24 protein-coding genes are annotated in these 24,149 nt (G+C 71.9%); 12 read left to right on the forward strand and 12 right to left on the reverse strand.

Annotated elements, in window-relative coordinates; genetic code table 11:
• The first annotated feature begins 42 nt into the window (after positions 1 to 42).
• From ABZU74_RS14975 to ABZU74_RS14985, 3 genes are all read left to right on the forward strand, one after another.
• On the forward strand, positions 43 to 1,701 hold the full coding sequence (locus ABZU74_RS14975) for a bifunctional diguanylate cyclase/phosphodiesterase (RefSeq protein WP_355423366.1): 1,659 nt from the start codon (positions 43 to 45) through the stop codon (positions 1,699 to 1,701).
• A 62-nt stretch (positions 1,702 to 1,763) separates the two neighbouring features.
• Positions 1,764 to 2,348, forward strand: coding sequence for a TetR/AcrR family transcriptional regulator (locus ABZU74_RS14980; RefSeq protein WP_355423199.1), 585 nt, complete (start codon positions 1,764 to 1,766; stop codon positions 2,346 to 2,348).
• Between the two features lie 20 nt (positions 2,349 to 2,368).
• Positions 2,369 to 3,031 carry a lysophospholipid acyltransferase family protein gene (locus tag ABZU74_RS14985; RefSeq protein WP_355423202.1) on the forward strand — a complete coding sequence of 221 codons (663 nt, stop codon included), beginning with the start codon at positions 2,369 to 2,371 and terminating at the stop codon, positions 3,029 to 3,031.
• A 14-nt stretch (positions 3,032 to 3,045) separates the two neighbouring features.
• On the opposite strand, the gene ABZU74_RS14990 is transcribed toward ABZU74_RS14985, so the two are convergent.
• From ABZU74_RS14990 to ABZU74_RS15010, 5 genes are all read right to left on the reverse strand, one after another.
• Positions 3,046 to 4,170, reverse strand: a complete 1,125-nt coding sequence (locus ABZU74_RS14990; RefSeq protein ID WP_355423205.1) for a glycosyltransferase family 4 protein — start codon at positions 4,168 to 4,170, stop codon at positions 3,046 to 3,048.
• Positions 4,167 to 5,426, reverse strand: a complete 1,260-nt coding sequence (locus ABZU74_RS14995; RefSeq protein ID WP_355423208.1) for a M48 family metallopeptidase — start codon at positions 5,424 to 5,426, stop codon at positions 4,167 to 4,169. Before ABZU74_RS14995 ends, ABZU74_RS14990 begins: the two co-directional genes overlap by 4 nt.
• A 102-nt stretch (positions 5,427 to 5,528) precedes the next feature.
• Positions 5,529 to 5,747, reverse strand: coding sequence for a hypothetical protein (locus ABZU74_RS15000; RefSeq protein WP_355423211.1), 219 nt, complete (start codon positions 5,745 to 5,747; stop codon positions 5,529 to 5,531).
• 254 nt (positions 5,748 to 6,001) lie between these two features.
• The gene (locus ABZU74_RS15005) at positions 6,002 to 6,721 is read right to left on the reverse strand and encodes a DinB family protein (RefSeq protein ID WP_355423214.1); all 720 of its coding nucleotides are present in this window, start codon (positions 6,719 to 6,721) and stop codon (positions 6,002 to 6,004) included.
• 112 nt (positions 6,722 to 6,833) lie between these two features.
• Positions 6,834 to 8,285 carry an NYN domain-containing protein gene (locus tag ABZU74_RS15010; RefSeq protein ID WP_355423217.1) on the reverse strand — a complete coding sequence of 484 codons (1,452 nt, stop codon included), beginning with the start codon at positions 8,283 to 8,285 and terminating at the stop codon, positions 6,834 to 6,836.
• Between the two features lie 127 nt (positions 8,286 to 8,412).
• Between ABZU74_RS15010 and ABZU74_RS15015 the strand changes: the two genes are divergently transcribed.
• From ABZU74_RS15015 to ABZU74_RS15035, 5 genes are all read left to right on the forward strand, one after another.
• Complete coding sequence (locus tag ABZU74_RS15015; RefSeq protein ID WP_355423220.1) at positions 8,413 to 10,167, forward strand: DEDD exonuclease domain-containing protein; 1,755 nt, start codon at positions 8,413 to 8,415, stop codon at positions 10,165 to 10,167.
• Between the two features lie 128 nt (positions 10,168 to 10,295).
• Complete coding sequence (locus ABZU74_RS15020; RefSeq protein WP_355423369.1) at positions 10,296 to 12,089, forward strand: HD domain-containing protein; 1,794 nt, start codon at positions 10,296 to 10,298, stop codon at positions 12,087 to 12,089.
• 53 nt (positions 12,090 to 12,142) lie between these two features.
• A complete protein-coding gene (locus ABZU74_RS15025) occupies positions 12,143 to 12,685 on the forward strand; it encodes an NUDIX domain-containing protein (RefSeq protein WP_355423223.1) in 543 nt (180 codons plus the stop codon).
• A complete protein-coding gene (locus ABZU74_RS15030; protein ID WP_355423226.1) occupies positions 12,682 to 13,551 on the forward strand; it encodes an NTP transferase domain-containing protein in 870 nt (289 codons plus the stop codon). Before ABZU74_RS15025 ends, ABZU74_RS15030 begins: the two co-directional genes overlap by 4 nt.
• Before the next feature lie 79 nt (positions 13,552 to 13,630).
• The gene (locus tag ABZU74_RS15035) at positions 13,631 to 13,918 is read left to right on the forward strand and encodes an Lrp/AsnC ligand binding domain-containing protein (protein WP_124772802.1); all 288 of its coding nucleotides are present in this window, start codon (positions 13,631 to 13,633) and stop codon (positions 13,916 to 13,918) included.
• Positions 13,919 to 14,045: 127 nt separating this feature from the next.
• Here the strand turns inward: ABZU74_RS15035 and ABZU74_RS15040 are convergent, their stop codons facing one another.
• The 5 genes from ABZU74_RS15040 to ABZU74_RS15060 all read right to left on the reverse strand — a co-directional run bounded on the left by ABZU74_RS15040 (position 14,046) and on the right by ABZU74_RS15060 (position 19,219).
• Positions 14,046 to 14,741: a DUF4142 domain-containing protein gene (locus tag ABZU74_RS15040; protein WP_196918970.1), complete on the reverse strand. Its 696-nt coding sequence runs from the start codon at positions 14,739 to 14,741 to the stop codon at positions 14,046 to 14,048.
• A 190-nt stretch (positions 14,742 to 14,931) separates the two neighbouring features.
• Complete coding sequence (locus ABZU74_RS15045) at positions 14,932 to 16,563, reverse strand: cytochrome b N-terminal domain-containing protein (RefSeq protein WP_355423230.1); 1,632 nt, start codon at positions 16,561 to 16,563, stop codon at positions 14,932 to 14,934.
• Positions 16,560 to 17,648 (reverse strand): Rieske 2Fe-2S domain-containing protein, encoded by a 1,089-nt coding sequence (locus ABZU74_RS15050; protein ID WP_355423233.1) that lies wholly within the window; start codon positions 17,646 to 17,648, stop codon positions 16,560 to 16,562. The genes ABZU74_RS15045 and ABZU74_RS15050 overlap by 4 nt, the downstream gene beginning before the upstream one ends.
• A gap of 64 nt (positions 17,649 to 17,712) precedes the next feature.
• Positions 17,713 to 18,549 (reverse strand): cytochrome c, encoded by an 837-nt coding sequence (locus ABZU74_RS15055; RefSeq protein ID WP_355423236.1) that lies wholly within the window; start codon positions 18,547 to 18,549, stop codon positions 17,713 to 17,715.
• 70 nt (positions 18,550 to 18,619) lie between these two features.
• Positions 18,620 to 19,219, reverse strand: a complete 600-nt coding sequence (locus tag ABZU74_RS15060) for a heme-copper oxidase subunit III (RefSeq protein WP_091408043.1) — start codon at positions 19,217 to 19,219, stop codon at positions 18,620 to 18,622.
• Between the two features lie 99 nt (positions 19,220 to 19,318).
• Between ABZU74_RS15060 and ABZU74_RS15065 the strand changes: the two genes are divergently transcribed.
• The 4 genes from ABZU74_RS15065 (at position 19,319) to ABZU74_RS15080 (ending at position 22,393) form a co-directional block, all read left to right on the forward strand.
• Positions 19,319 to 20,248 (forward strand): cytochrome c oxidase assembly protein, encoded by a 930-nt coding sequence (locus ABZU74_RS15065; RefSeq protein ID WP_355423372.1) that lies wholly within the window; start codon positions 19,319 to 19,321, stop codon positions 20,246 to 20,248.
• A gap of 103 nt (positions 20,249 to 20,351) precedes the next feature.
• Positions 20,352 to 20,747: a hypothetical protein gene (locus tag ABZU74_RS15070; RefSeq protein ID WP_196925327.1), complete on the forward strand. Its 396-nt coding sequence runs from the start codon at positions 20,352 to 20,354 to the stop codon at positions 20,745 to 20,747.
• An 89-nt stretch (positions 20,748 to 20,836) separates the two neighbouring features.
• Positions 20,837 to 21,880, forward strand: a complete 1,044-nt coding sequence (trpD, locus tag ABZU74_RS15075; RefSeq protein ID WP_355423240.1) for an anthranilate phosphoribosyltransferase — start codon at positions 20,837 to 20,839, stop codon at positions 21,878 to 21,880.
• 309 nt (positions 21,881 to 22,189) lie between these two features.
• Positions 22,190 to 22,393, forward strand: a complete 204-nt coding sequence (locus ABZU74_RS15080) for a hypothetical protein (protein WP_355423243.1) — start codon at positions 22,190 to 22,192, stop codon at positions 22,391 to 22,393.
• Positions 22,394 to 22,726: 333 nt separating this feature from the next.
• Here the strand turns inward: ABZU74_RS15080 and ABZU74_RS15085 are convergent, their stop codons facing one another.
• Both ABZU74_RS15085 and coxB read right to left on the reverse strand, forming a co-directional pair.
• Entirely contained in the window at positions 22,727 to 23,152 is a 426-nt protein-coding gene (locus tag ABZU74_RS15085; protein WP_355423246.1) for a cytochrome c oxidase subunit 4, read from the reverse strand.
• A 9-nt stretch (positions 23,153 to 23,161) separates the two neighbouring features.
• Entirely contained in the window at positions 23,162 to 24,133 is a 972-nt protein-coding gene (gene coxB / locus ABZU74_RS15090; RefSeq protein WP_355423249.1) for a cytochrome c oxidase subunit II, read from the reverse strand.
• Between the last annotated feature and the right edge of the window lie 16 nt (positions 24,134 to 24,149).

Below are 24,149 nucleotides of genomic sequence, written 5' to 3' on the forward strand. Positions count from 1 at the left end.
CGGGCCTGGGCGAAAGCGGTTTCCGGCACCAGCTACCTACCCATGACCCAGGCCCAGTTGGAGGCCCTGCTGGACCGGCTCACCGGGGAACTGGCCGGCGCGTTGCGCACCGAGCCGTTCGACCTGCGTGCCGGGCATCGGGTCGGCGCCGAGTTGGTGGCCGCGCACATCGCTTCCGCCGAGGGGCTGGGTCGTACCGTCGAGGTCATCCAGCTCCGCCTGGTGCGCGACCTGGGCTTGGTGGCCGAGGACGTCGAGGATCGGATGGCCCGGCTGCTGGCGGCCGTGGCGACCGGCTACGCCCGCGCGCTGCGCGACCGGACCCTCGACGAACAGGAGTCGATCCGCCGCGCCGCGATGCGGGCCCGCACCCAGGCAGAGCGGGCGCTGCGGGCCAGCGAGGCCCGGTTCCGGCACCAGGCCACCCACGACCCGCTCACCGGCCTGCCCAACCGGACACTGTTCACCGAACGCCTCGCCGCCGCGCTCAACGAGCCGGGCCGGGGCGCGCAGCGGGTCGGGGTGTGCTTCCTGGACCTGGACCGTTTCAAGGTCGTCAACGACTCTCTGGGGCACCAGATCGGTGACCTGCTGCTGGCCACGGTGGCGGAGCGGCTGCGCAAGGCGATGGGTGAGCACCTGGTGGCCCGGCTCGGCGGCGACGAGTTCGTCATCCTTGTGGAACGCACCGCCGGCACCGACGACATGGTCGCGGTGGCCGAGACCGCGCTCGCCGCAGTACGCACACCGGCCCTGGTCGACGGGCACGAGCTGCAGATCTCGGCGAGCATCGGCATCGTCGAGCGCCAGGTGGCCGGGGCCAACCCGACGGACCTGATGCGGGCCGCCGACAGCACCCTGCACTGGGCGAAGTCCGCCGGTGGGGCGCGCTGGGCGCTCTTCGACGCCGAACGCAACCAACGCGAACTGGCCCGCTACGCGCTCTCCGCGGCCATCCCGGCCGCGTTGGAGCGGGGCGAGTTCTACTTGGACTACCAGCCGCTGACCTCACTGCGCGACGGCAGCCTGGTCGGCGTGGAGGCGCTGGTCCGCTGGCGGCACCCGGAGTTGGGGGTGCTGCGCCCGGACAGCTTCATCGGGTTGGCCGAGGAGACCGGCCTGATCGTCCAGTTGGGCGGGTGGGTGCTGGCCGAGGCGTGCCGCGAGGCCGAGGCGTGGTCGGCCGGGGGTGCCGCCGCGCCGTTCGTCAGCGTCAACCTGGCGGTACGGCAGGTGCACCGGCCCGGGTTGGTCCAGGAGGTCCGCGCGCTGTTGCGGCAGACCGGCCTGCCGCCGGAGCGGCTCCAACTGGAGATCACCGAGAGCACGATGATGAGCACCGCCGAGGAGCCGGTACGCGCCCTGCGGGTCCTCGCCGACCTCGGGGTACGCATCGCCATCGACGACTTCGGCACCGGCTACAGCAACCTGGCGTACCTTCGGGACCTGCCGGTGACCGAGCTGAAGGTGGCCGGGGAGTTCGTGGCCGGCCTGCGGTCGCCCTCCGTCGGCCGCACCGACGAGCGGATCCTCGCCTCCCTGGTCTCGCTGGCGCACGCGCTGGACCTGACCGTCACCGCCGAAGGGGTGGAGACCGCCGGGCAGGCCGAGCGGCTACGGGCGATCGGCTGCGATGCCGCACAGGGCTGGCACTTCGGCCGCCCAGCCCCCGCCGATCGCATCCTCGCCCGCATCCGCTGAACCTCCCGCGGCGGTGCCACCCCGGAGTAGACAGTGTCTACGCCGCCTGGTAGACAGTGTCTATGGACGCCGACGAGCAGGGGCTGCGGGCGCGGCTGGTGGCCGCCGGGGTGGACCTGGTGCTGCGCGAGGGCCAGTCGGCGGTGTCGCTGCGGGAGATCGCCCGCCGTGCCGGGGTCTCGCACGGCGCGCCGCGCCGCTACTTCCCCACCCACGTCGACCTGCTCTCCGCCATCGCCCGGGAGGGCTTCGCCGACCTCACCGCCCGGGTCGAGCAGACGATGCGCACTGTCGACGCGGACCCGCGTACCCGATTGACCGCCCTGGCCCGGACGTACCTGGACTTCGCGGCGGCCCACCGCGGCATGTTCGAGTTGATGTTCCGCCACGACCTGCTGGACAGCGGCCGGCTGCGGCTGCGCGAGACGAGCCTGCCGCTGTTCGCCGTCCTGGCCGACCTGGTGGCGCAGGCGCGCCAGCCGACCGACGCGCCCGCGGCGGTCCTCGCCGGCGCGCTCTGGGCAAACCTGCACGGCATCGCCCAGCTCTGGGCCTGGGGCAGCCTGCCGCTGGCCACCGGCGCCACCACCGACGACGCAGTGCTGCGCGCCGCGTTGGAAGCGCACCTCGGCCCGGCGCCCACCTGAAACCCGACCCCGGAGGACACGTGCCCCTGCTGTACGACGTCACCAAGCTGACCGTCGGCACCGCGCTGCGCTTTGGCTGGCGGCCCACGGTGGAAGGGCTGGAGCATCTACCCCGACACAGCGGCGCGATCCTCGCCGGCAACCACCTGTCCGTCGCCGACGAGTTGTTCCTCGTCACCTCCACGCCCCGACACGTCACCTTCTGGGCGAAGGTCGAGTACTTCAACGGCCGGGGGCCGGGCGGCTGGCTCAACCGGCGGATCGTCGCCGGCATGGGCGCCATCCCGGTCGACCGCACCGACGGCCGGGCCGCCCTGCGCGCCCTCGACGCCGCCATCCCGGTGCTGCGCGCCGGCGGCCTGGTCGCCGTCTACCCGGAGGGCACCCGCTCCCCGGACGGGCGGCTCTACCGGGGCCGGGTCGGGATGACCCGACTGGCCCGCGACGCCGAGGTGCCGATCATCCCGGTCGGCGTGACCGGCACCGCCGAGGTGCTGCCTGTCGACGCACGGCTCCCCCGTCGACACCCGATCACCCTGCGGTTCGGCCCGCCGATCCCGGTCGCCGAGCGGATCAACGGGCCGCGCGACATCCGGACGGTCACCGACGAGGTGATGGCGGCGATCCAGAAACTCACCGGCCAGGAGTACGTGCCGCGCTACGCGCCCGCCCGGGAGAGCTGAACCACAGCCGGCGATCAGCCGGCGAGCAGTGCCGCCATGCGTTCGGCCTGCGCCTCCCAGCGCCACTCCCGTTCCACCCACGCCCGGCCGGCCGCGCCCAGCTGGCGGGCCAGGTCCCGGTCGGCGAGCAGCCGGCAGACCCGGTCGGCGAGCTGGGCGACGTCCCGGCCGCGTACGACGTAGCCGGTCTCCCCCTCGCGGACCGCGTCCGGTGCGCCCCCGGAGTCACCGGCCACCACCGGCAGGCCGGTCGCGGACGCCTCCAGGTAGACGATGCCCAGCCCCTCGACGTCGAGACCACGGTTGCGGGTGCGGCACGGCATCGCGTAGACGTCGCCGGCCGCGTAGTGCGCCGGCAGCTCCACCGACGGCACCGTGCCGGTGAACACCACATCCCGTTCCACACCGGTCTGGCGAGCCAGCTTCTCCAGGGTGGCCCGGTACGGCCCGCCACCGACGATGAGCAGCGCCGCGTCGGGCACCCGGCGGCGGATCTCCGGTAGGGCCCGGATCAGCGTGTCCTGCCCCTTGCGCGGCACCAGCCGGGACACACAGACCACCACCGGCCGGTCGGACAACCCGAGCCGGGCCCGGACCTGTTCACCGTCCACGGTCGGGTGGTAGGTGTCCACGTCGACCCCGGGGGCGAGGCGGCGCAGCTCGGTCACCCCGTCCAGCACCCGGGCCAACCGGCTACGGGTGTACTCGCCGAGATAGGTGGTCACGTCGACCCCCCGACCGATGCGCCGCAGCGCCGGCCGGGCGGCCGGCACCGCCGCCCAACCAACCTCGTGGCCGTGGGTCTGCGCCACCACCCGGCGAATGCCGGCCCGCCTCCGCAGACCCGCCGCGAGCAGCCCCAACGGGGCCGCCGCGCCGAACCACACCGTGTCGCAGTCGTACGCGCGAGCCAACCGGGCCGCCCTGCGGGCGATCAGCGGGGTGGGCAACAGCACCCGGGTGCGCTCCCGGACCACCTCGAACGGCTGGTCGGCGTCGAACTTCGCGGCCCCGCGCCAGCTCGACGCGTAGACGACCACCGAGCCGGCCGGTTGACGGACCGCGAGGTTGTGCACAAAGGACTGGATTCCGCCCGGGCGGGGCGGAAAGTCGTTGGTGATCAGCAGGGTACGGCTCATCGGCCGACCTCCCGGGCGTACGCGCGGGCGGCGGCCATCCGCTCCACTGTGGACGGATGCGAGGCCGAGTAGAGGTATTCCCAGCGGGGCGGGTCGGGGTCGCCGAGGTTGACCGAGCCGAGCCGGCGCTGCATCGACTCGAAGGACTCCGGGTCACCGGTGAGCGCGAGCGCGTGCGCGTCGGCCCGCGCCTCCACCCGTCGGGACATCAGCGCCTGCACCGGAGCGGCGATCAGACCGGCCACCGTGACCAGGGCGACCAGCAGCGGAAACGCGCTCGGTTGGGCCACCGAGTCGACGCCGGCCAACCGCAGCAGTGGCCCCCACGAGCCGAGCAGGTAGAGCGCCACCACTGCCGCCGCGGCACCCAACGCCCCGGTCAGCGTGCCGACCGCCACGTCGGAGTCCTTCGCATGGCCCAACTCGTGCGCCACGACGGCGGTCACCTCAGCCGGGGTCGCCTCGCGCAGCAGCGTGTCGTAGACGACCACCCGTCGAGTCGGCCCGAGACCGGAGACGTACGCGTTGACCGCCCTGGTGCGGCGGGAGGCGTCGGCGACCAGCACGTCCCGCACCGGCACCCCGTCGCGGGCGGCCATGCTCATCAGCTCGGTGCGTAACGGGCCCTGCTCCATCGGGGTGAACCTGTTGAACACCGGCTCCACCAGCACCGGCAGCACGAACGACAGCAGCACCACCAGCACCGCGGCGCCGGCCGCGCCGAACGCCCACCACCAGCGCGGCGCGAGCCGGATGACCGCGTAGAAGCCGAACAACGCCACCGCGCCGATCACCGCGCTGACGGCGTACGACTTGAGCAGGTCGACCGCCCAGCCGCTCCAGCCGTTGGTGCTCAACCCGTAGCGGGTGAGCACGCTCTGCCGCCAGGCGGCGAACGGGAGCGTCACCAGGTCGGCGACGAGCACCACCGCCAGCCCGCCGAGCACCGCCTGCGCGGCCCAGTGCCCACCGAACGGCCGGCCCACCAGCTCGACCAGGCGACTGCCCAGCGGGGTCAACCCGAGCGCGAGGGCGATCAGCAGCCCAACGGCGAGGGCGGCATAGCCGCCGGGGCGCAGCGCGGCCCGGAACTCCCGGCCCTTGGCCACCTGCTCGGCCGGCAGGTCACCCAACGCGGCGAGTTGGTCGGCTCGGGGCGCCGGCGGGCGGTGCCACGGGATGAGCAGCGCGGCCAGCACGACCAGCGCGACGGTCAGCCCGGCCAGGGCCATCAGCGCCCAGCCGCGCGGGGTCACCGCGTCACCGCCTGTCGTACCCCGCTCATCGCGCCGCTCCTCCCGCCGTGACCGCTCATCCTATGGCCCGCGAGAAGCGCGCTTCCGAGTGCGGTGTCGCGCTCAGGCGACGCGCCGGGTGGCACGGCGGCGAGTCGCCGCGGGGCGCGCGGGCGCGGCCAGCACCTCCACGTCGAAGCCGGCCCGGGCGAGCACCTCGATGGCCTCGACCTCGGCGGCGACCAGCCCGGCCGCCGGGGACGTCTCGTCGAACAGGGCGGTCAGCGGGCAGCCGGAACAGCCGTCGGCCCGCTTCGCGCACCCGTCGCAGTCGATGAGCATCACGCCTCCTGATCGGCTCGCGGTGCACGGCCGACACCCTGTCGTCGCCGGTCGAGCACCGTCGGTGACATCGACACTAACCACCGGGTACGACAGGAACCCCGTCCGACCGCCCGTTCGGGGCTAGATCCACTCCAGATCAGCGAAATCGGGCCATCCCACCCGGCCGGAAGACCCGACATCAAGGAACTCGTGTCGATCGAGCGACGGAGGGGCGTCCAGCGGCGCCCCGAGCGACCGTTCGAGGCGAAGATTCAGCCCTGCGCGTCGAGGTCACGCAGGGCGAAGCGGAGGTGCTGCCACTCCTCGCCGATGATCACGTGAAGGCAGTGCAGGACGGTCACGACGTAGTCGGGCCACCAGGCGCTCGGCCGCGACTCGGCGAGCAGCTCGGGCGTGACGGTCGCCAGGAAGTCGCGCACCATGGCCTGCCGCTCGGCCCGCACCTGAAGCACCGCCTCGAAGGTCGGCCGCTCGGTGGTGAAGACCAACATGTCGAAGCCGTCGGTCTCGTACTCGACGTGCGACTGACCGAGCGGGTGGAACGGCTGCGGCAGGCGCAGGATCGCCTTGCCCAGCCATGCGTCGGTGGCGAACACGAGGTGGCGCAGTGTCTGCGCGAACGACCACTCCCCGTCGATCGAGACGTCGACCGCGCCCTTGGGCATGGACCGGGCCCGCTCGACTGCCGACGCCCAGGCTCCCTCGACCGCCGCCCATGCCACGCGCAGGTCGTCCGGGTCCTTGGCCTGTCGGAGATCACGGCCGGGGAACTGTCGGTTGAGCTCGGCTTCGACCAGCGGCACGACATCGACGCCGTTGACCACGAGCGTGCCGTCGGACAGCCACGGCGCGTCGATGTCCAGGCCATCCACGTCGACGCCGCGCATCACCGCACCGGCCAGCGTCGCCCTGTTGAACCGGGCCCCCCGCAGGTCCCGGTCGACGAATTCCGTGGCGTTGTCCTGAGTCATGGCGACCCCCTCCCGTCGGCACCAGCGGAAACGGTAGCCCTCGGGCACGACAGAAACCGCCCCCCCCTACCGGTGCCCTCCCACCGGGCCGCTGGACCGGTCGGAGCGGGTGTCAGGAGCGGGCGAGCCGCCGCAGCAGCGAGTCCGCGCCCAGCGGGTAGGCCCCGTGCCGGCGTACGCCGTCGGCGACCTCACGGTCGGACGAGACCACCACCACCGGCCGACCCGCGGGCTCGGCGCGGACCAGCCGCCGGATCAGCTCGTCGGCGGTCTCGCCCTTGCGGGAGAAGAGCACCCGTACGCCGCGCGGGGCGGGCGGCAGCCCATGCATCCGTTCGGCGCCGTCGAAGACCACGGTGACCTCGTCGCCGGTCTGCGCGGCGATCCCGCCCAGCCCGGTGATCAGGCGTTTGCGCTGCTGCTCCAGGGACATCTCGCCGAAGCCACGCTTGGTGACGTTGTAGCCGTCCACCACGAGGTGCGCCCGGGGCAGGGCGAGCAGTTGGTCGAGCCGGGCCGGGTCGTCGGTGTCGCGGGCGCGGGCGGCGGGGCCGGCCGGGGCGGTGCCCGGCTGCTCGGCGAACGCGTCGGCGACGAAGTCGGCGGGGAGTTTGTCCACCGGGTCGAGGGCCAGCTCCCGGCGCAGCCCGACGGCGGCCTGGCCGATGGTCTCCAGCAGCAGCCAGAGCCGGGCGTCGTCGACCGAGCGGGCCTCCTTGGCGCTGGCCCGGGCCACCCCGGCGGCGGCCTCGGCCTCGGCCAGCCGGGCTCGGGCGCGGCGGAGTTCGGCGTCCACGTCGGCGCTGGCGCGGGCGGCCCGGCCACGCTCGGTGGCCAGCAGTTCGGTGGCCTTCCGCTCGCGGGCCTGGGTCTCCCGCAGGGTGCGGGCCAGCTGCCGGGACTCCTCGCGGAGCTGACCCAGCTCCTCGCGGACGCGGGCCAGCTCGTCGCGGAGCTTCTCGGCCTCGACCCGGGCCACCGCGCGGTCGTGCTCGGCCCGGGTGGCCCGCTGCTCGGCCTCGCGGACCAACTCGGCGACCACGGCGCTGTCCGCCTCGGCGCGTACCGCCGCGCCGCTGGCGTCGATCAGCTCCCGCCAGCCGCGGGGTCGGGCCAGGTAGGCGAGCGCGGCCACCTCGACCGGGTCGGCGGCGGCCGGCGCGGTGCCCTCGACCACTGCCGCGCCGAGGTCACCGGCGTCGGCCAGGACCCGCGCGGTGACCCGCTGCCGGAACAGCGGGTCGGCGGTGAGCTGGGCGGCGATGACCGGCGCGCCGAGCCGGGCGCGTCGGTTGGGGGCAAACTTGGCCACCCGGCGCAGCGGCACCGGGACCTCGTCGGTGGGGAGGGTGGGAAGCACCGCTGCGGTCAGCGTCACGATCCGCTGCCGGACCGGCTCGGGCAGGATCGGCTCGGGTTCGGTGGCCGGGCCGTCGCCCGTCGCCGGGTCTGATGGGGCCGATGTGTCCGTGACTACGTTGTCGTCCGGGTTGCCCACAGCACCGTCGAACGCGACCGGGTCCTCCTGCGGGAGGTGGTCGTCGTACGGCTCGGTGAGGGGCATGTGGCAAGTCTCCCACCGCGACCGGGCCCACCGCCCGGTGAGTGAGCCGATCTCTCATCCTAGCCCCATGGTGACGGATGGGACGGCTGCGACGGGAGTGTCGGACCGTGGCGCTAGCGTGCCGCCGATGGCACAGGCGGAGTACGTCCAGGAGTCACTGGCCGGTCTCGACCCGGCGGTGGGCGGGGTGGACCCGGCGCTGCCGCTCTACGCGACGACCTTCGTGGTGGTCGACCTGGAGACCACCGGCGGCGCGCCGGACGGCGGCGGCATCACCGAGATCGGCGCGGTCAAGGTGCGCGGTGGCGAGCAGTTGGGGGTGCTGGCGACCCTGGTCAACCCGGGCCAGCCGATTCCGCCCTTCATCACCGTGCTGACCGGCATCACCCAGGCCATGCTGGTGCCGGCGCCACCGATCGAGCAGGTGCTGCCGAGCTTCCTGGAGTTCCTCGACGACGCGGTGCTGGTGGCCCACAACGCCCCGTACGACGTGGGCTTCCTCAAGGCTGCCTGCGCCAAGCACGGCTACCGCTGGCCCAACCCCCGGGTTCTGGACACGGCGGCGCTCGCCCGTCGGGTGCTGACCCGCGACGAGGTGCCCAACCGCAAGCTCGGCACCCTGGCCGCCTACTTCCGCACCGCCACCCAGCCCACCCACCGCGCGTTGGACGACGCGAAGGCCACCGTCGACGTGCTGCACGGGCTGATCGGTCGGCTCGGCGGGCACCGGGTGGACACGATCGGCGACGCCATCGAGTTCGCCCGCGCGGTCACCCCGACCCAGCGCCGCAAGCGGCACCTGGCTGAGGGGTTGCCCCGGGTCCCCGGGGTCTACATCTTCCGCGCCGCCGACGACCGGCCGCTCTACGTGGGCACCTCCGTCGACATCGCGACCCGGGTGCGCAGCTACTTCACGGCCGGCGAGAAGCGTGCCCGGATCTCGGAGATGTTGGGGGCGGCCGAGCGGGTCGAGGCGGTGGAGTGCGCCCACTCGTTGGAGGCGGAGGTCCGTGAGCTGCGGTTGATCGCCGCGCACGCCCCGCCGTACAACCGCCGGTCGAAATACCCGGAACGGATGGTCTGGCTCAAGCTGACCGACGGTCCGTACCCTCGGCTGTCGATCGTCCGCGACCTCTCCCCCACCGACACCGCGTACCTCGGGCCGTTCACCTCCCGGCGGGCCGCCGAGCTGGCCGCCGCCGGTTTCCATGACGCGGTGCCGCTGCGCCAGTGCACGCACCGGCTCTCGCTGCGCACCGTCACGCCGGCCTGCGCGCTGGCCGAGCTGGGTCGCTGCCCGGCGCCCTGCGAACACAAGATCACCCCTGAGGAGTACGACGACAGCGCCGCCGCGCCCTTCCGCACCGCGACGGCCAGCGACCCCCAGCCAGTGGTGGACGCGCTGCTCGCCCGGATCGACGTACTCTCCGGCGACCAGCGCTACGAGGAGGCAGCCGTGGTGCGGTCCCGGCTGGCCGCCGTGCTGCGGGCCACCGTGCGGATGCAGCGGCTGGCCGCGCTGACCGGGATCGTCGAGTTGGCAGCGGCCCGTCCGGCCGCCCGGGGCGGCTGGGAGTTGGCGCTGATCCGGCACGGCCGGCTGGCCGGCGCGGGGGTGTCGCCGCCGGGCGTGCACCCGCGGCCCACGTTGACCACGATCCGGGCCACCGCCGAGACGGTGTCCGGCGGGCACGGTCCGGTGCCGGCCGCCACCGCCGAGGAGTCCGAGCGGATCCTGTCCTGGTTGGAGCGACCGGAGACCCGACTCGTCGAGATGTCCTCCGGTTGGTCCTCGCCGGCGAGTGGAGCGGCCCGGTTCCGTGACCTGCTGGCGAAGGCGGAGGGCGGCGCGTCCCACCAACTCTCGACCGAACGCTCATGACCAACTGACCGATCGGACTACGTCGACTCGCTTAGGCTGTTAGAGAAGTGCAGTCCTGCCCGATTCGTGGGCCTGCTCCCGCCGCCGGGTTCCCGGCGATGCGGAGCCGGGGTGAGGAGGTGTCCCTCGTGGACGTCGACGCCGGACACGGCGCCGCCCTGGGGGGCGCCCTGCCGACACAGCCGGGTGAGCTGCCGCTCGCCCGTCGGCTGCGGTCGTTGCTCAGCTGGCCGACCACCGACTCCGACCCGGTCACCCAACTGGTCCGCACCCACCGGGGCATCCACGCCGGCACCGACCCCGCCGTGCTGCGCCGTGCCTACACCATCGCCGAAAACATGCACCGCGGGCAGTTCCGCAAGAGCGGGGAGCCGTACATCACCCATCCCCTCGCGGTTGCGCAGATCTGCGCCGAGCTGGGGATGGACACCACGACCCTGGTCGCGGCGCTGCTGCACGACACCGTGGAGGACACCCGCTACACCCTCCAGGCGCTCTCCGAGGATTTCGGCGGCGAGGTGGCCCACCTGGTCGACGGGGTGACCAAGTTCGACAAGGCGTTCTACGGCAAGGCCGCCGAGGCGGAGACGATCCGCAAGATGATCGTCGCGGCCGCCAAGGACGTCCGGGTGCTGATCATCAAGCTGGCCGACCGGCTGCACAACATGCGGACGCTCGGGGTGCGTTCGGCGTCGTCGCGGGAACGGATCGCCCGTAAGACCCAGGAGGTGCTGGTCCCGCTCTGTGACCGGCTGGGCATCCAGACGCTCAAACGTGAGCTGGACGACGTGGTGCTGCTGCACCTCGAGCCCGACGAGCACGCCCGGCTGGCCCGGCACGTGCACGACCGGCCGGGGTGGGACGCGTACCTCGACTCGGTGGTCACACGGGCCCGGGTGGCGCTACGCCGCAGCCGGGTCGACGCCGAGGTGAGCCCTCGTCCCCGGCACCTCTACTCGATCTGGAAGGACACCATCGCCGGCGGTCACACCGCCCCGTACGATCTGCCCCGCATCGTGGTGGTGGTCGACGGCCCGGCCACCGACTGTTACGCCGCGCTGGGCGCGATCCACGGCACCTGGCGACCGGTGCCAGGCCGTTTCAAGGACTTCATCGCCTCACCGAAGAACAACCTCTACCGTTCGCTGCACACAAGCGTCTGCGGCCCACAGGACCGCACTGTGGAGGTACTGATCCGCACCGAGGAGATGCACCGCTCGGCCGAGTACGGCATCGCCGCCGACTTCCGTTTCCCCCGCTCCGGCAGCAGCAGCGCCGCGGCCCGTGCCGAGCAGCTGGATTGGCTGCGCCGAGTGCTCGACTGGGAGCCGGACGCCGCCGACCCGGCACAGTTCTACGAGTCGCTGCGCTGCGACCTCGCCGAGGGGCAGATCCAGGTCTTCGCCGACGGGCGGCAGGTCGTGCTGCCAGCCGGTGCCACGCCTGTCGACCTCGCGTACGAGCTGGGCAACGACCGGGGCGACCACTGCCTCGCCGCACGCATCAACGGTCGGCTCGCCCCGCTCAGCTCGGAGCTGGACGAGGGCGACGTGGTGGAGATCTTCACCGAGAACGACGGCGACAACGGCTTCGAGGCCGGGGTGGCGCCGCGCGGCCCCCGCCGGGAGTGGCTGAGCTTCGTCAAGTCGCCGCACGCGCAGATGCAGATCAACAGGTGGTTCGCCGAGCACACCGAGCCGGGCATCACGATCAGCGACAAGGTGCGTCTCGGTCGGGCCACCATCGGGCTCGCCCTGCGCCAGCACAACCGGGGCCTCGCCAGTGACCTGCCGTTGCTGCGCCTCTCCGAGGAGTTGGGCTACCCCGACCTGGAGACCCTGCTGGTCGCGGTCTTCGACCGGGCGATCGAACCGGACACCGTGGTTCGCCAGCTCATCGACCTGGTCGACCATCGACAGTGACCCGACGGGCCCCAGCGCGTCCGAAGGACATTCGTGACCACTAGCCTGGAGTCATGATCCCCCGCTCCCGCGCCACCGGTCGGGCCCTCTTCTACCAGGCCTTCTACCGGCTGCCGTTGCCGGTGCGTCGACGCCTGGTCCGGCTGGCCGTGCCCAAGTACATCGTCGGCGCGGTGACACTGGTCCGGGACAGCGAGGCGACGGGCGCGGGTCGGTTGCTCATGCTGCGCCAGCCGCCCGGCAAGGGTTGGTCACTCCCCGCCGGCCTGCTCGACCGGGGCGAGGCCCCGGTGGTGGGCGCGGCCCGTGAGCTGTTCGAGGAGTCTGGCGTCCGACTCCCCCCGTCCCGGCTGCGCCCGGCGGTGCCGAACGCGATCGTGCACGCCAAGGGCTGGGTGGACATGGTCTTCGAGACCGAGGTGCCAGCGTCCAGCACCGAGCTGACCGTCGACGGCGGGGAGGTCTTCGAGGCCGCCTGGCACCCCCTGGACGACCTGCCCAAGCTGACCTGGCCGACGGCCCGGCTGCTCGCCTACTACGACATCGGACCGCTGGCCGGGCAGTTCCCGCCACCGGTGCCCGACGACACCCCGTGACCGGCGTGGCCGGCGTGCCGGCGGAGCTGTGCGCGGTGGTGCTGGCCGCCGGTGAGGGCACGCGGCTGCGCCCGCTCACCGAACGGGTGCCCAAGGCGCTCTGCCCGGTGGGCAACGTACCCCTGCTGGAGCGGGCGTTGACGCGGCTGGCCGGGTTGGGCCTGACCGGCCCCGACCGGGTCGCGGTGAACGCCTGCTACCTCGGCGACCAGGTGGTGGCGCACGTCGGCGACCGCGCGCACCTGTCGGTGGAGCCGGGCGACCCGCTGGGCACCGCGGGCGGGGTGGCCAACCTGCGGGACTGGATCGACGGGCGGCCGGTGCTGGTCGGCAACGCCGACGCGTACCTCGCCGACCCGGCTGCTCCCCCGGGCCCGGACGTGGCCGCCCTGCTCGACGGCTGGGACGGGCGGACCGTACGCCTGCTCGGCCAGCCCGCCGCGAACCCGGCGGCGCCGGGCACCTTCGCCGGGCATCTCTTCACCGGCTTCTCGCTCCTGCCCTGGCGGCTGGTCCGGGACCTGCCGGTCGTCTTCTCGGACCTGGTCCGCGCCGTGTGGCGGCCGGCCGAGGCGGCGGGCGCCCTGGCGGTGGTGCCCTATCCCGGCACCTTCTTCGACACCGGCACCCCGGCCGACTACCTGGCGGCCAACCTGCACGCCGCAGCCGGCGGTTCTCTCGTCGAGGAGTCCGCGACGGTGACCGGCCGGTGCGTGGAGTCGGTCGTCGGCGCGGGCGCGCGGGTGGATGGCGACGTGTCCCGCACTGTGGTGTGGCCGGGCGCGACCGTACGCGCCGGCGAGCGGCTGCGGAACGTGATCCGGGCCGGAAGCGACCTGACCGTGCCCTGCCCCGCCCAGGGCTGAGCCCCGACGGCTCCCGCCTCCGGTGCCGGGGCGAAGCATCTAGCATGGGCGACGACGCCGACGAACGGAGAAATGCCCCGTGATCACCGCGATCGTGCTGATCGACTGCGCCACCGATGCGATCCCCGAGGTGGCGGAGAACCTGGCCAACCTTCCCGGCGTCAGCGAGGTCTACTCGGTGGCCGGGCACGTCGACCTCATCGCCATCGTCCGGGTCCGCGAGTTCGACCAGATCGCCCAGGTCATCGCGGGCAGCATCTCCAAGGTCCCGGGCGTGCTCAACACCGAGTCGCACATCGCCTTTCGGGCGTATTCCCAGCACGACCTGGAGGAGACGTTCGCGATCGGCCTGGCCAGCGCCGACTGACCCGCCCGTCGTTTCGGGGCCAGCCCCGACCGACCCGCCCGCCGTTTCGGGGCCCGCGCCGGCCCCACGGCGCACAGGGCGGCCGGCCCACCCGGTGGGGTGGACCGGCCCGTCTGCTGTGGCTACGTCAGCTCTCGCTGGGAGCCGGTACCTCGGTGGTGCCGCCGCCCGGAGCCGGCGACTCGGTGCCGGTACCGCCGCCAGGAGCCGGCGACTCGGTGCCGGTGCCACCCGGAGCCGGCGACTCAGTGCCGGTGCCGCCCGGGCTGGGCGTACCGCTGGCGCTGGTCTGCGGAACCGGGATGCCCAGCTTGTTGGCGAGCGCCACCAACTCGTCGTAGTGCGTCTGCAGCGTCGGAAGCGCCGTCTGCGCCAACTGGACCACCGACTGCTCGGAGCCCTGCGAGATCTCCGTCTGGGTGGCCTGGATGGCCTGGACGTGGCCGGCCAACTCACTTGTCACCCAGAGCCGGTCGAACTCCGCGCCGCTGGCGTTGTTCAGCTTGTCGATGACCGCCTGCTGATCGGCGTTCGGCTCGTTCGGCAGTTCCACCCCGAGCTGCGACGCGGTCTGTTGCACCGTCTGGTCCAGCTGGGTGTGGTCGGTCTTCAGCATCGCGCCCAGGTCCTTGACCCCCTGGTCCTGACCCTTCTGCTGAGCCAGGTCACCAGCGGTGATCTCGAACAGGTTGACCTGGTGTACCGCCTGCAGGTACTGGGTGTCCTGCGTTGACGGCTGTGCCGCGGCCTGCGCGGCCGCAGCCGGCGCGACACCGACCAGTACCAGCGCGGCCAACAGGCCGAGGCGTTTGATACCCAACATGCTTCCCCCCCTTGAGACGTTGGACCGCACGGATACCCGGCTCACCGGGGTTATTCCTGCGATCGCCCGTCGCGCGGGGTCGACCGGTCCGATCAGGGACGTCCGACTCCTGGCGGGATGGGCGGGAGACGGATACGACGGGGCGCCCGCCGGAATCCGGCGGGCGCCCCGTAACGGTGCGACTGGGCGGTCAGCGGCGGCTCTCGCCGCTGCCGACCTCCTCGCGCTCGGGTCGGGCCTCGACCGGCGGGTGCCCGGGCGAGACCGGAGCCTCGACCGGCTTCTCGATCGGGTAGAAGAAGCCCCGGATGGCCGGGCCGAGGGCCCCGAGCCGGTTCATCTTCTTCGGCACGACCCAGCCGACGTAGTCCAGCTGGCCGTGACCGTCCGCGTGCCCGTTCGACGCGCTGAGCGGCTGGTGCACCTCGACGAACCGACCGTCCGGCAGACGCCGGATGATGCCGGTCTCCACACCGTGGGCCAGAACCTCCCGGTCGTGCTGCTGCAGGCCCAGGCAGAGCCGGTAGGTGACGTAGTACGCCAGCGGCGGGACCACCAGCAGGCCGATGCGGCCCGCCCAGGTCATCGCGTTCAGGCTGATCTGGAACTTGTCCGCGATCACGTCGTTGGCGCCGGAGAGCGTCAGCACGATGTAGAAGGAGACGGCCATGGCGCCGACGGCGGTCCGGGCCGGAGCGTCCCGGGGCCGCTCGAGCAGGTTGTGGCTCTTGCGGTCCTTGAGGTGCCGGGCCTCGAGGAACGGGTACATCGTCGACAGGCCCACCAGGATGCCGGGCAGCACGACCGTCGGCCAGAACAGCGGCGGGATGACGTACCCGTCGCCGATCGGGATGGGGATCTCCCAGGCCGGCATGAGTCGGGTCGACCCGTCGAGGAACATGACGTACCAGTCGGGCTGGCTGGCGGCCGAGACCACCCACGCCTCGTACGGGCCGAACAGCCAGATCGGGTTGATCTGGAACAGACCGCCCATCAGCGCGATGACGCCGAAGACGACCATGAAGAAGCCGCCCTGCTTCAGCGCGTACCGGGGGAACATCCGCTCGCCGACCACGTTGTTGTTGGTCCGGCCGGGGCCGGGCCACTGGGTGTGCTTCTGCTTGAAGACCAGACCCAGGTGAACGCTGATGAGCGCGACCAGCAGACCCGGAATGAGCAGCACGTGGGCGATGAAGAACCGGCTGATGATGATCGTGCCCGGGAACTCACCGCCGAAGATCGACGAGGTGACCCAGGAGCCGATCACCGGGATGGACAGCATGATCGCCGAGGCGATCCGCAGGCCGGTGCCGGACAGGCCGTCGTCCGGCAGCGAGTAGCCGGTGAAGCCGGCCAGGAAGCCGACCCAGAACAGCAGCGAACCGATGATCCAGTTGGTCTCGCGCGGCTTGCGGAAGGCGCCGGTGAAGAAGACCCGCAGCATGTGCACGACGATCGCGGCCATGAACAGCAGCGCCGCCCAGTGGTGCATCTGCCGCATCACCAGACCGCCGCGGACGTCGAACGAGATGTCCAGGCTGGAGGCGTACGCGGCGGACATCGGGGTGCCCTGCAACGGCGCGTAGCTGCCGTCGTAGACCACCTCGGTCATCGCCGGCTCGAAGAAGAAGGTGAGGAACACACCGGTCAGCAGCAGCACGATGAACGAGAAGAGCGCGATCTCGCCGAGCAGGAAGGACCAGTGGTCCGGGAAAACCTTGTTCAGCAGCTTGCGCAGCGGGGTGGCCACCGCGAAGCGGTCGTCCACTCCCACCGCGGCCTTGCCCGGCGTCGCCGCAAGGTCAAACTTTCGACGCTTCATGGCCGCTCCCAGAAATCAGGCCCGACGGTCTCGGTGTAGTCGGACTTCGCCACGAAGAAGCCCTCGGAGTCCACCTCGATCGGCAGCTGCGGCAACCGCCGGCTGGCGGGGCCGAAGACGGGCCGGGCGTTGTCGGTGATCAGGAACTGGGACTGGTGGCACGGGCAGAGCAGCCGATTGGTCTGCTGCTCGTACAGGCTGGCCGGGCATCCCGCGTGCGTGCAGATCTTGGAGAACGCCGCGTAGTTGCCCCACATGTAGTCACCGTGGCCGACCCGCTCGTTGGCTCGGCGCGACTCCTGCGCGTCGGAGTCGCGGAGATGGATCAGCAGCGTCGGCGAGTCGGCGTGCCTGTTGCTCACGCCGTGTTCGATGCCGGGGAAGACGGTCAGCTGCCCACCGGTGCTGATGTCCGCCGGGCGGATCGGCCGGCCGTCCTCGCGGACCAGACGGATCCGCTGGCCGCCCTCGGCCGCGGCGAACCCGGTGGTGAACATCTGGTTGTTCTTGTGCGGCTGCGAGATCAGCCCGCCGACCAGCGGCGCCGCGGCGACCGCGGCGACCGGCGCGAGACCGGCCAGCAAAGAGATGCCGAGCAGTGGGCGACGCTTCACGCCCAGCTCGTCGGCCATGTAGAGCATGGTCTGGCCGGTGATGGTGCGGCCTTCGGAGTCCACCTGGCCCTCGTGCCGGTCCTGGATCGAGACCTCCTTGGGCAGCAACTTCTTGCCCCAGGTCAGGATGCCGAAGCCGACGGCGAGCAGCGCGACGCCGAGGGTGAAGCCGAGCAGCGGGGTGTAGAACTTGTCGCCGCCCCGGCCCGCCTCGTACTGCCACGGCCACCAGATGTAGATGGCCAGGAAGGCGGTCGCGGCCAGGCCGGTGATCAGGAAGAAGCCGGCGACCACCCGGGTCAGCCGACGCTCCGCCTTGGTGCCCGGCAGCACCTGCGGCTCGTAGTGGACGATCTCGATGTCGTCCCGTCGCGCGCCCTCACGAACGATGTCGAACCGGGTCAGCTTGGGGTCGTTCACGTCGAGCGGCTCCTGGCCCTGGGGGGCCTGGTGCTCGGTGTGGGTGCTCATGCCGTCACCTCGCTACGGGTGGCGCCGAGCGGCACCACAGCACTGAATCGGATGGCCTGCTCGATCACGACTTACCCGCAATCCACAGGCTAGCGAAGACGAGCGCCACGATGCCAACCAGGAAGATCGCCAGACCCTCGGTGGACGGGCCGTACCGCCCGAGGTTGAACCCACCCGGGTCCTGGTCGTGCTTCAGCGTCTCCTGGATGTAGGCGATGATGTCGGCCTTCTGCTCCGGCCGGAGCTGGTTGTCGCCGAACACCGGCATGTTCTGCGGGCCACTCAACATCGCCGCGTAGATCTGGCGGTCGGTAGCGGGGTGCAGGCTCGGGGCGAACTTGCCCGAGGAGAGCGCACCGCCGCCGCCGCCGAAGGCGTGGCACTGCGAGCAGTTGATCCGGAACAGCTCACCGCCGGCCGCGATGTTCCCGTCCTCGCGGAGGTCGTCGCCCTCGGGCACGACCGGGCCGCCGCCGAGCTCCTGGATGTACTGGGCCAGCTGGCGGGTCTGCTCGTCGGTGAAGAGCGGGGGCTTGCGGTGCGCCTGGGCCTCCTGGCGGGCCAGCGGCATCCGCCCGGAGCTGACCTGGAACTCGACCGATGCCGCGCCGACGCCGATCAGGCTCGGCCCGCGGCCCTCGACACCCTGGGCGTTGCGGCCGTGGCAGGTCACGCAGCTTACGTCGAACAGCGCCTTGCCCTCGGCGGCGGCGCCGGTCAGCTGCGGGTTGTCCTGCGCCTGCGCGCCCGGGGCGAAGACGGTGTATGCGCCGCCGGCGAGCATCAGCGCGGCGATCAGCCGGACCGCGGCGCCCAGCCGGCGGCGGCCCCTGCTGCGCGCGGCGGGCCGCTCACGCAACCGCGCGAGCAGACCGCGTCGGCGGTCGTTGTCAGAAGTCATGAGCGGTGTCCTTAACCGGTTGGACCTGTCTCAGGGGACGGAGCAGCAGCGCGGAATGTGACGCGCAAGATCACTGGAGCCAGTAGATCATGGCGTACAGCCCGATCCACACGACGTCGACGAAGTGCCAGTAGTACGACACGACGATCGCCGACGTCGCCTGCGCCGGAGTGAACCGGCCCATGGTCGTACGGACCATGAAGATGATGAAGGCGATCAGACCACCGGTCACGTGCAGGCCGTGGAAGCCGGTGGTCAGGTAGAACACCGACCCGTACCCGTCTCCGTTGATCTTGATGCCGTCGGCGACCAGGTGCCGGTACTCGTTCAGCTGGCCGAGGACGAAGATCAGGCCCATCACGAAGGTGACGGTGAACCAGCGCCGCAGCGCGTGCACGTCACCCTTCTCCGCCGCGAAGACGCCGAGCTGGCACGTCACCGAGGACAGCACCAGGATCACCGTGAAGGTGGTCGCGTACGGGATGTTCAGCGCCTCGGTGTGCTTCTCCCACTGCTCCGGCGCTGCCGCGCGGATGGAGAAGTACATCGCGAACAGCGCCGCGAAGAACATGAGTTCGCTGGAGAGCCACACGATCGTCCCGACGCTGACCATGTTCGGTCGGGTCAGAGAGTGGATCCGGCTCTTGTCAATGGCTGGGGCCGCAGTCACGCCGTCATTATTGCCCCTGACCGGGGCCGGCGATCAGCGGGGTGGCAAACCTGCGCCTTCCGTGGCCCGAGCGTCAGGGTCCGGTTCGCCTGGCCTAGCCTGAAAAGCGTGCTGCACGTCGATCCGATCTTCGCCGCCACCTCGGCCCCGCCGCCGTTCACCGTCGGCGCGGTGCTGAGCGAGACCCGGCTGGACAGCTGGCTGGCCCTCGGTCTGGTGCTCGCCGCCGGCCTGTACCTCTACGGGGTGCACCGGCTGCGCCTGCGGGGCGACCGCTGGCCGGTCGCCCGTACGGTCTTCTTCCTCGGCCCCGGGCTGGGCGGCATCGCGCTCGTCACGGTCAGCGGGCTGCACGCGTACGACACCGCTCTGCTGTCCGTACACATGATCCAGCACATGGTGCTGTCCATGGTGGCGCCGATCTTCCTGGCGCTGGGCGCGCCGATGACCCTGGCCCTGCGGACCCTGCCGGTCCGGCCACGCAAGCGCCTGCTCGCGATCGTGCACAGCAGGGTCGCCCGGGTCTACAGCTTCCCGCTGGTGGCGTTCGCCATCTTCGTGGTCAACCCGTTCGTGCTGTACTTCAGTGATCTGTACCGCTACACCCTCGAACACGCCTGGGCGCACGAACTGGTGCACGCGCACTTCATCATGACCGGCTGCGTGTTCTTCTGGCCGCTGCTCGGCCTCGACCCGCTGCCCGGCCGCTGGCCGTACCCGGCGCGGGCGCTGCTGATGCTGCTCTCCGTGCCGTTCCACACAGTGCTCGGCCTCACCATCATGCAGAGCAGCACGCTCTTCGGCGGCGACTGGTACCCGTCGCTCAACCTCGGTTGGGTCGACCCCTGGCAGGACCAGGTGGTCGCCGGCGGCATCCTCTGGGCCGGTGGCGAGTTCGTCAGTGTGACGATGCTCGCGGTGCTGGTCGTGCAGTGGGTCAAGCAGTCCGAGCGGGAGGCCCGCCGGGTGGACCGCGAGCTGGACCGCCAGGAGGCCCGCGAGCGCGCCGCCGACGCCGCGCCCGCCTGAGCTGCCCGGACGGTACGCCCCGACGCACGACGCCGGGCGGGATGTCGGCTACGTCACGCCGACCGGTACGATCTGCGAGCAGCTACGAGGTGGGAGTTCCGGCATGACCGATCGTCTTTGCACCGTGTTGCTCTACAGCGACGACCCGCAGGTCCGTGATCGGATGCGGATGGCTGTCGGCACCCGGCCCGCGCCCGGTCTGCAGATCGAGTTCGTCGAGGCGTCGACCTACGCGGAGACCATCCGGCTGGTCGACGACTACGAGATCGACCTGCTGCTGCTCGACGGCGAGGCGAGCCCGGGCGGCGGCATCGGCATCGCCCGGCAGATCAAGGACGACCGGGACGACGCTCCCCCGACCTGCCTGGTGATCGCCCGCGCCGCCGACCGATGGCTCGCCGCGTACGCCGAGGTCGACGCGACGCTGGTGCACCCGCTCGACCCGGTGACCACCGGCGGCACGGTGGCCGAGCTGCTGCGGACGCACGCACCCGCCTGACGTCCCCGCTTCTCCGGCACCGCACGGCGCCGGATCTCCTCGGCGCCGGTTCCAGCCCACCCGCACTTCGCATGCTCGGGAGGCCCGCCATGGGCGATCGGACCTGGCCGCATCTGCTCAACGCGCTGCTGCGCGGTGACGAACTCTCCACCGCCGACACCGCGTGGGCGATGGACGAGATCATGACCGGGTCGGCGAGCGCGGCGCAGATCGCCGCCTTCGCCGTGGCGCTGCGGGCCAAGGGGGAGACCCCCGCCGAGCTGGCCGGCCTGGTGGAGGCGATGCTGGGTCGCGCAGTCCCGGTGACGCTCCCCGAGGAGATGCGCCTGACCGCGCTCGACGTGGTCGGCACCGGCGGTGACCTCGCCCACACGGTGAACATCTCCACGATGACGGCGCTGGTGGTCGCCGGCGCGGGCGTCCGCGTCGTCAAGCACGGCAACCGGGCCGCCTCCTCCCTGTGCGGCACCGCCGACCTGCTGGAGTTCCTCGGCATCCCACTGGATCTCGGCCCGGAGCAGGTCGCCCGCTGCGTCGAGGAGGCCGGCATCGGCTTCTGCTTCGCCGCCCGCTTCCACCCCGGGATGCGGCACGCCGGCCCGGTCCGCCGCGAGGTGGGCGTACCCACCTTCTTCAACTTCCTCGGGCCGCTGACCAACCCGGCCCGCCCCCGGGCCGGCGCTGTCGGCTGCTTCGACCTGCGGATGGCCCCGGTGATGGCCAGCGTGTTCGCGGCCCGTGGCGACTCGGCGATCGTGATGCGCGGCGAGGACGGGCTGGACGAGTTCACCACCGCCGCGCCGACCCGGATCTGGGCGGCCCAGGGCGGCACCGTACGCGAGGCCGTCCTGGACGCGACTGACCTGGGGGTACCCAGGTCCACCCTGGCGGACCTGCGGGGCGGTGACGCCCCGTACAACGCGGGGGTGGCCCGTCGCCTGCTGGCCGGCGAGACGGGCCCGGTCCGGGACGCGGTGCTCGTCAACGCGGCGGCGGCGCTGGCCACTCAGGGCCCGCTGGACGGCGACCTGACCGAGGCGCTCCGCGCCGGCCTGGCCCGCGCTGCCGAGTCGATTGACTCCGGCGCGGCCGCGGCGACCCTGGACCGCTGGATCGAGACCGCCACCGCCTAGACCTCACCACCGTCGGCGTGGTCTGACCCGTCAGTGCCGTCGACACGGTCTGACCCGCCGGCGCCGTCTGCGGCCGGAGTCTCGGGCGTGATCGACTCGGATTCCTTGAACCCGCGGTGTCCGGGCAGCCGTAAAGCCCCGACTTCAATGAAGTCGAGTGGATCACACCCGGATGACGTCGAGCGGGCGACCGTGCGCGGAGATTTGTCGGACCCGTCTGGGAAACTACAGCTGAGTAGTTCTCTGCTGCCGTCGGTGCGTCACTGTCGCATCCGGGGGCGGTCCGCCTGGTATCGAGAGGAGACGCCCGTGTCGCATCGCGAGCTCTACTGCGACGTCTGCGAGGGCGTGGCGCTGTTCGAGGCGCCGCCCTGCGTCGACGGCCACGGCACCGACTGTCCAGAGCTGATCTGCACCGGCTGCGGCACCGCCGTGATGGTCGGCACGTTCACCTTCCCGGTCACCCGGCTGGCCGCCCGCCGACGCCAGCCCGCCCGCCGCCACGCCGCCTGACCGCAGCGCCGCCTCACCACCAGCGCCGCCTCACCGCCAGCACCGCCTCACCGCCAGCACCGCCCCAGGGCAGCGCCGCCCCACCGCAGCACCGCCTCACCACCAGCACCGCCCCACCGCAGCGCCGCAGCGCCGCAGCGCCGCAGCGCCGCAGCGCCGCAGCGCCGCAGCGCCGCCCCACGGCAGCGCGGCCTCACCACCAGCGGCCGCCGAACCGCAGCTCGTCTCCCCACCAGCGCCGCCGACCTGGCCTGCGCATGATCGAAGGCCCGCTCCCCTCCCAGGGAACGGGCCTTCGTCGTGCGGGGTCGGTCGCGACGGCGACCGGGTGGGTCAGTGCTCGGCGGTGCGCCGGGTGCCGCTGTAGTACTCGAACAGGAGCCCACAGGCGGCGAAGACAACGGCCAGCAGGCCGGCGCCGATCAGCCAGAACTGCCAGAACACCAGGCCGAGCGCGGCGATCGCGGCGGCCAGCGCCAGACCGAACGGCCAGTAGCTGCCCGGGCTGAAGAAGCCGACCTCACCAGCGCCATCGGCGATCTCGGCGTCCGGGCGGTCCTCCGGGCGCAGGTCGATCCGGCGGGAGACGAACCAGAAGAAGCCACCGCACATCGAGCAGAGCAGGAACGACAGCAGCAGGGCGACGGTGCCGACCCACTCGACTCCGCCCGACTCCCCGTTCGTCCAGGCGCCGTACAGGATGGTGGCACCGAAGAGGAACCCGGCGATGATCAGGAAGATACGCCACTCGGTCTTCATGCGGCTGCCTCAGCTTCCCGTGCGGGCCGGAACATCGTCCGGGTTGAAGTTGTCCTGCGTCCGCCGCGTGTCGAACGGCTTGGTGGTCTCCGCGTACGGGTCCTCACCGATCGCGGACAGCGCGTCCTGGGTGGACTTGCCGCTCTGCTTGGCCGCGAGGAACTGGTCGTACTTCTCCGGCGAGACCACCCGCAGCTCGAAGTTCATGAACGCGTGGTAGCTGCCGCACAGCTCGGCGCAGCGCCCGACGTAGGCACCCTCGGCGTCCAGGCTGGAGACCTCGAACACGTTGCGGATCTTGCCCGGCATGACGTCCCGCTTGAAGAGCAGCTCCGGCACCCAGAACGAGTGGATGACGTCGCGGCTGGTCTCCTCGAACCGGATGGACCTGTTGGTCGGCAGCACCAGCACCGGGATGACCTCACTGGTGCCGAGCGTCGACGCGGTGGTGCGGGCCTCCGGGCCCTGACCGTCGCGGTAGTTGAACTGCCAGTTCCACTTGAACGCGACGACCTCGACCGTGACGTCCGGGTTCTTCGACAACTTGTCGACGTCGGTCTGCACGATCGCCGTGTAGTAGAAGAGCACGGAGACGATCAGGATCGGCGCGATGGTGTAGAGGAACTCCATCGGCATGTTGTAGCGGGTCTGCACCGGCAGCGCGTTGCCACGCTTGCGGTAGCGCACGACACACCAGAAGATCAGGCCCCACACGAAGACGCCGACCGCGAGCGCGGCGATGCAGGAGGCGATCCACAGGTCGTACATCCGCTTGGACTCGGCCGAAATGCCGCCCTGCGGCCAGCCGAAGCCGTCAAAGGTCTGACCCACGTCACAGCCCGTGAGCAGAACCAGCAACGCGACGCCACCGAGACCGAGCCCGGCCAGGCGACCAGCACCACGCCCCCGGCGTCCACCAACCCCTGGGGAAGCGCTGTGCCGTACGGCCGACGGCCGTACCTCCGAACTCCTTGCGACCACCTGGTCCTGCCTCCCT

The sequence above is a fragment of the Micromonospora sp. NPDC005171 genome (assembly GCF_040608575.1).
Classification (GTDB): Bacteria; Actinomycetota; Actinomycetes; order Mycobacteriales; family Micromonosporaceae; genus Micromonospora.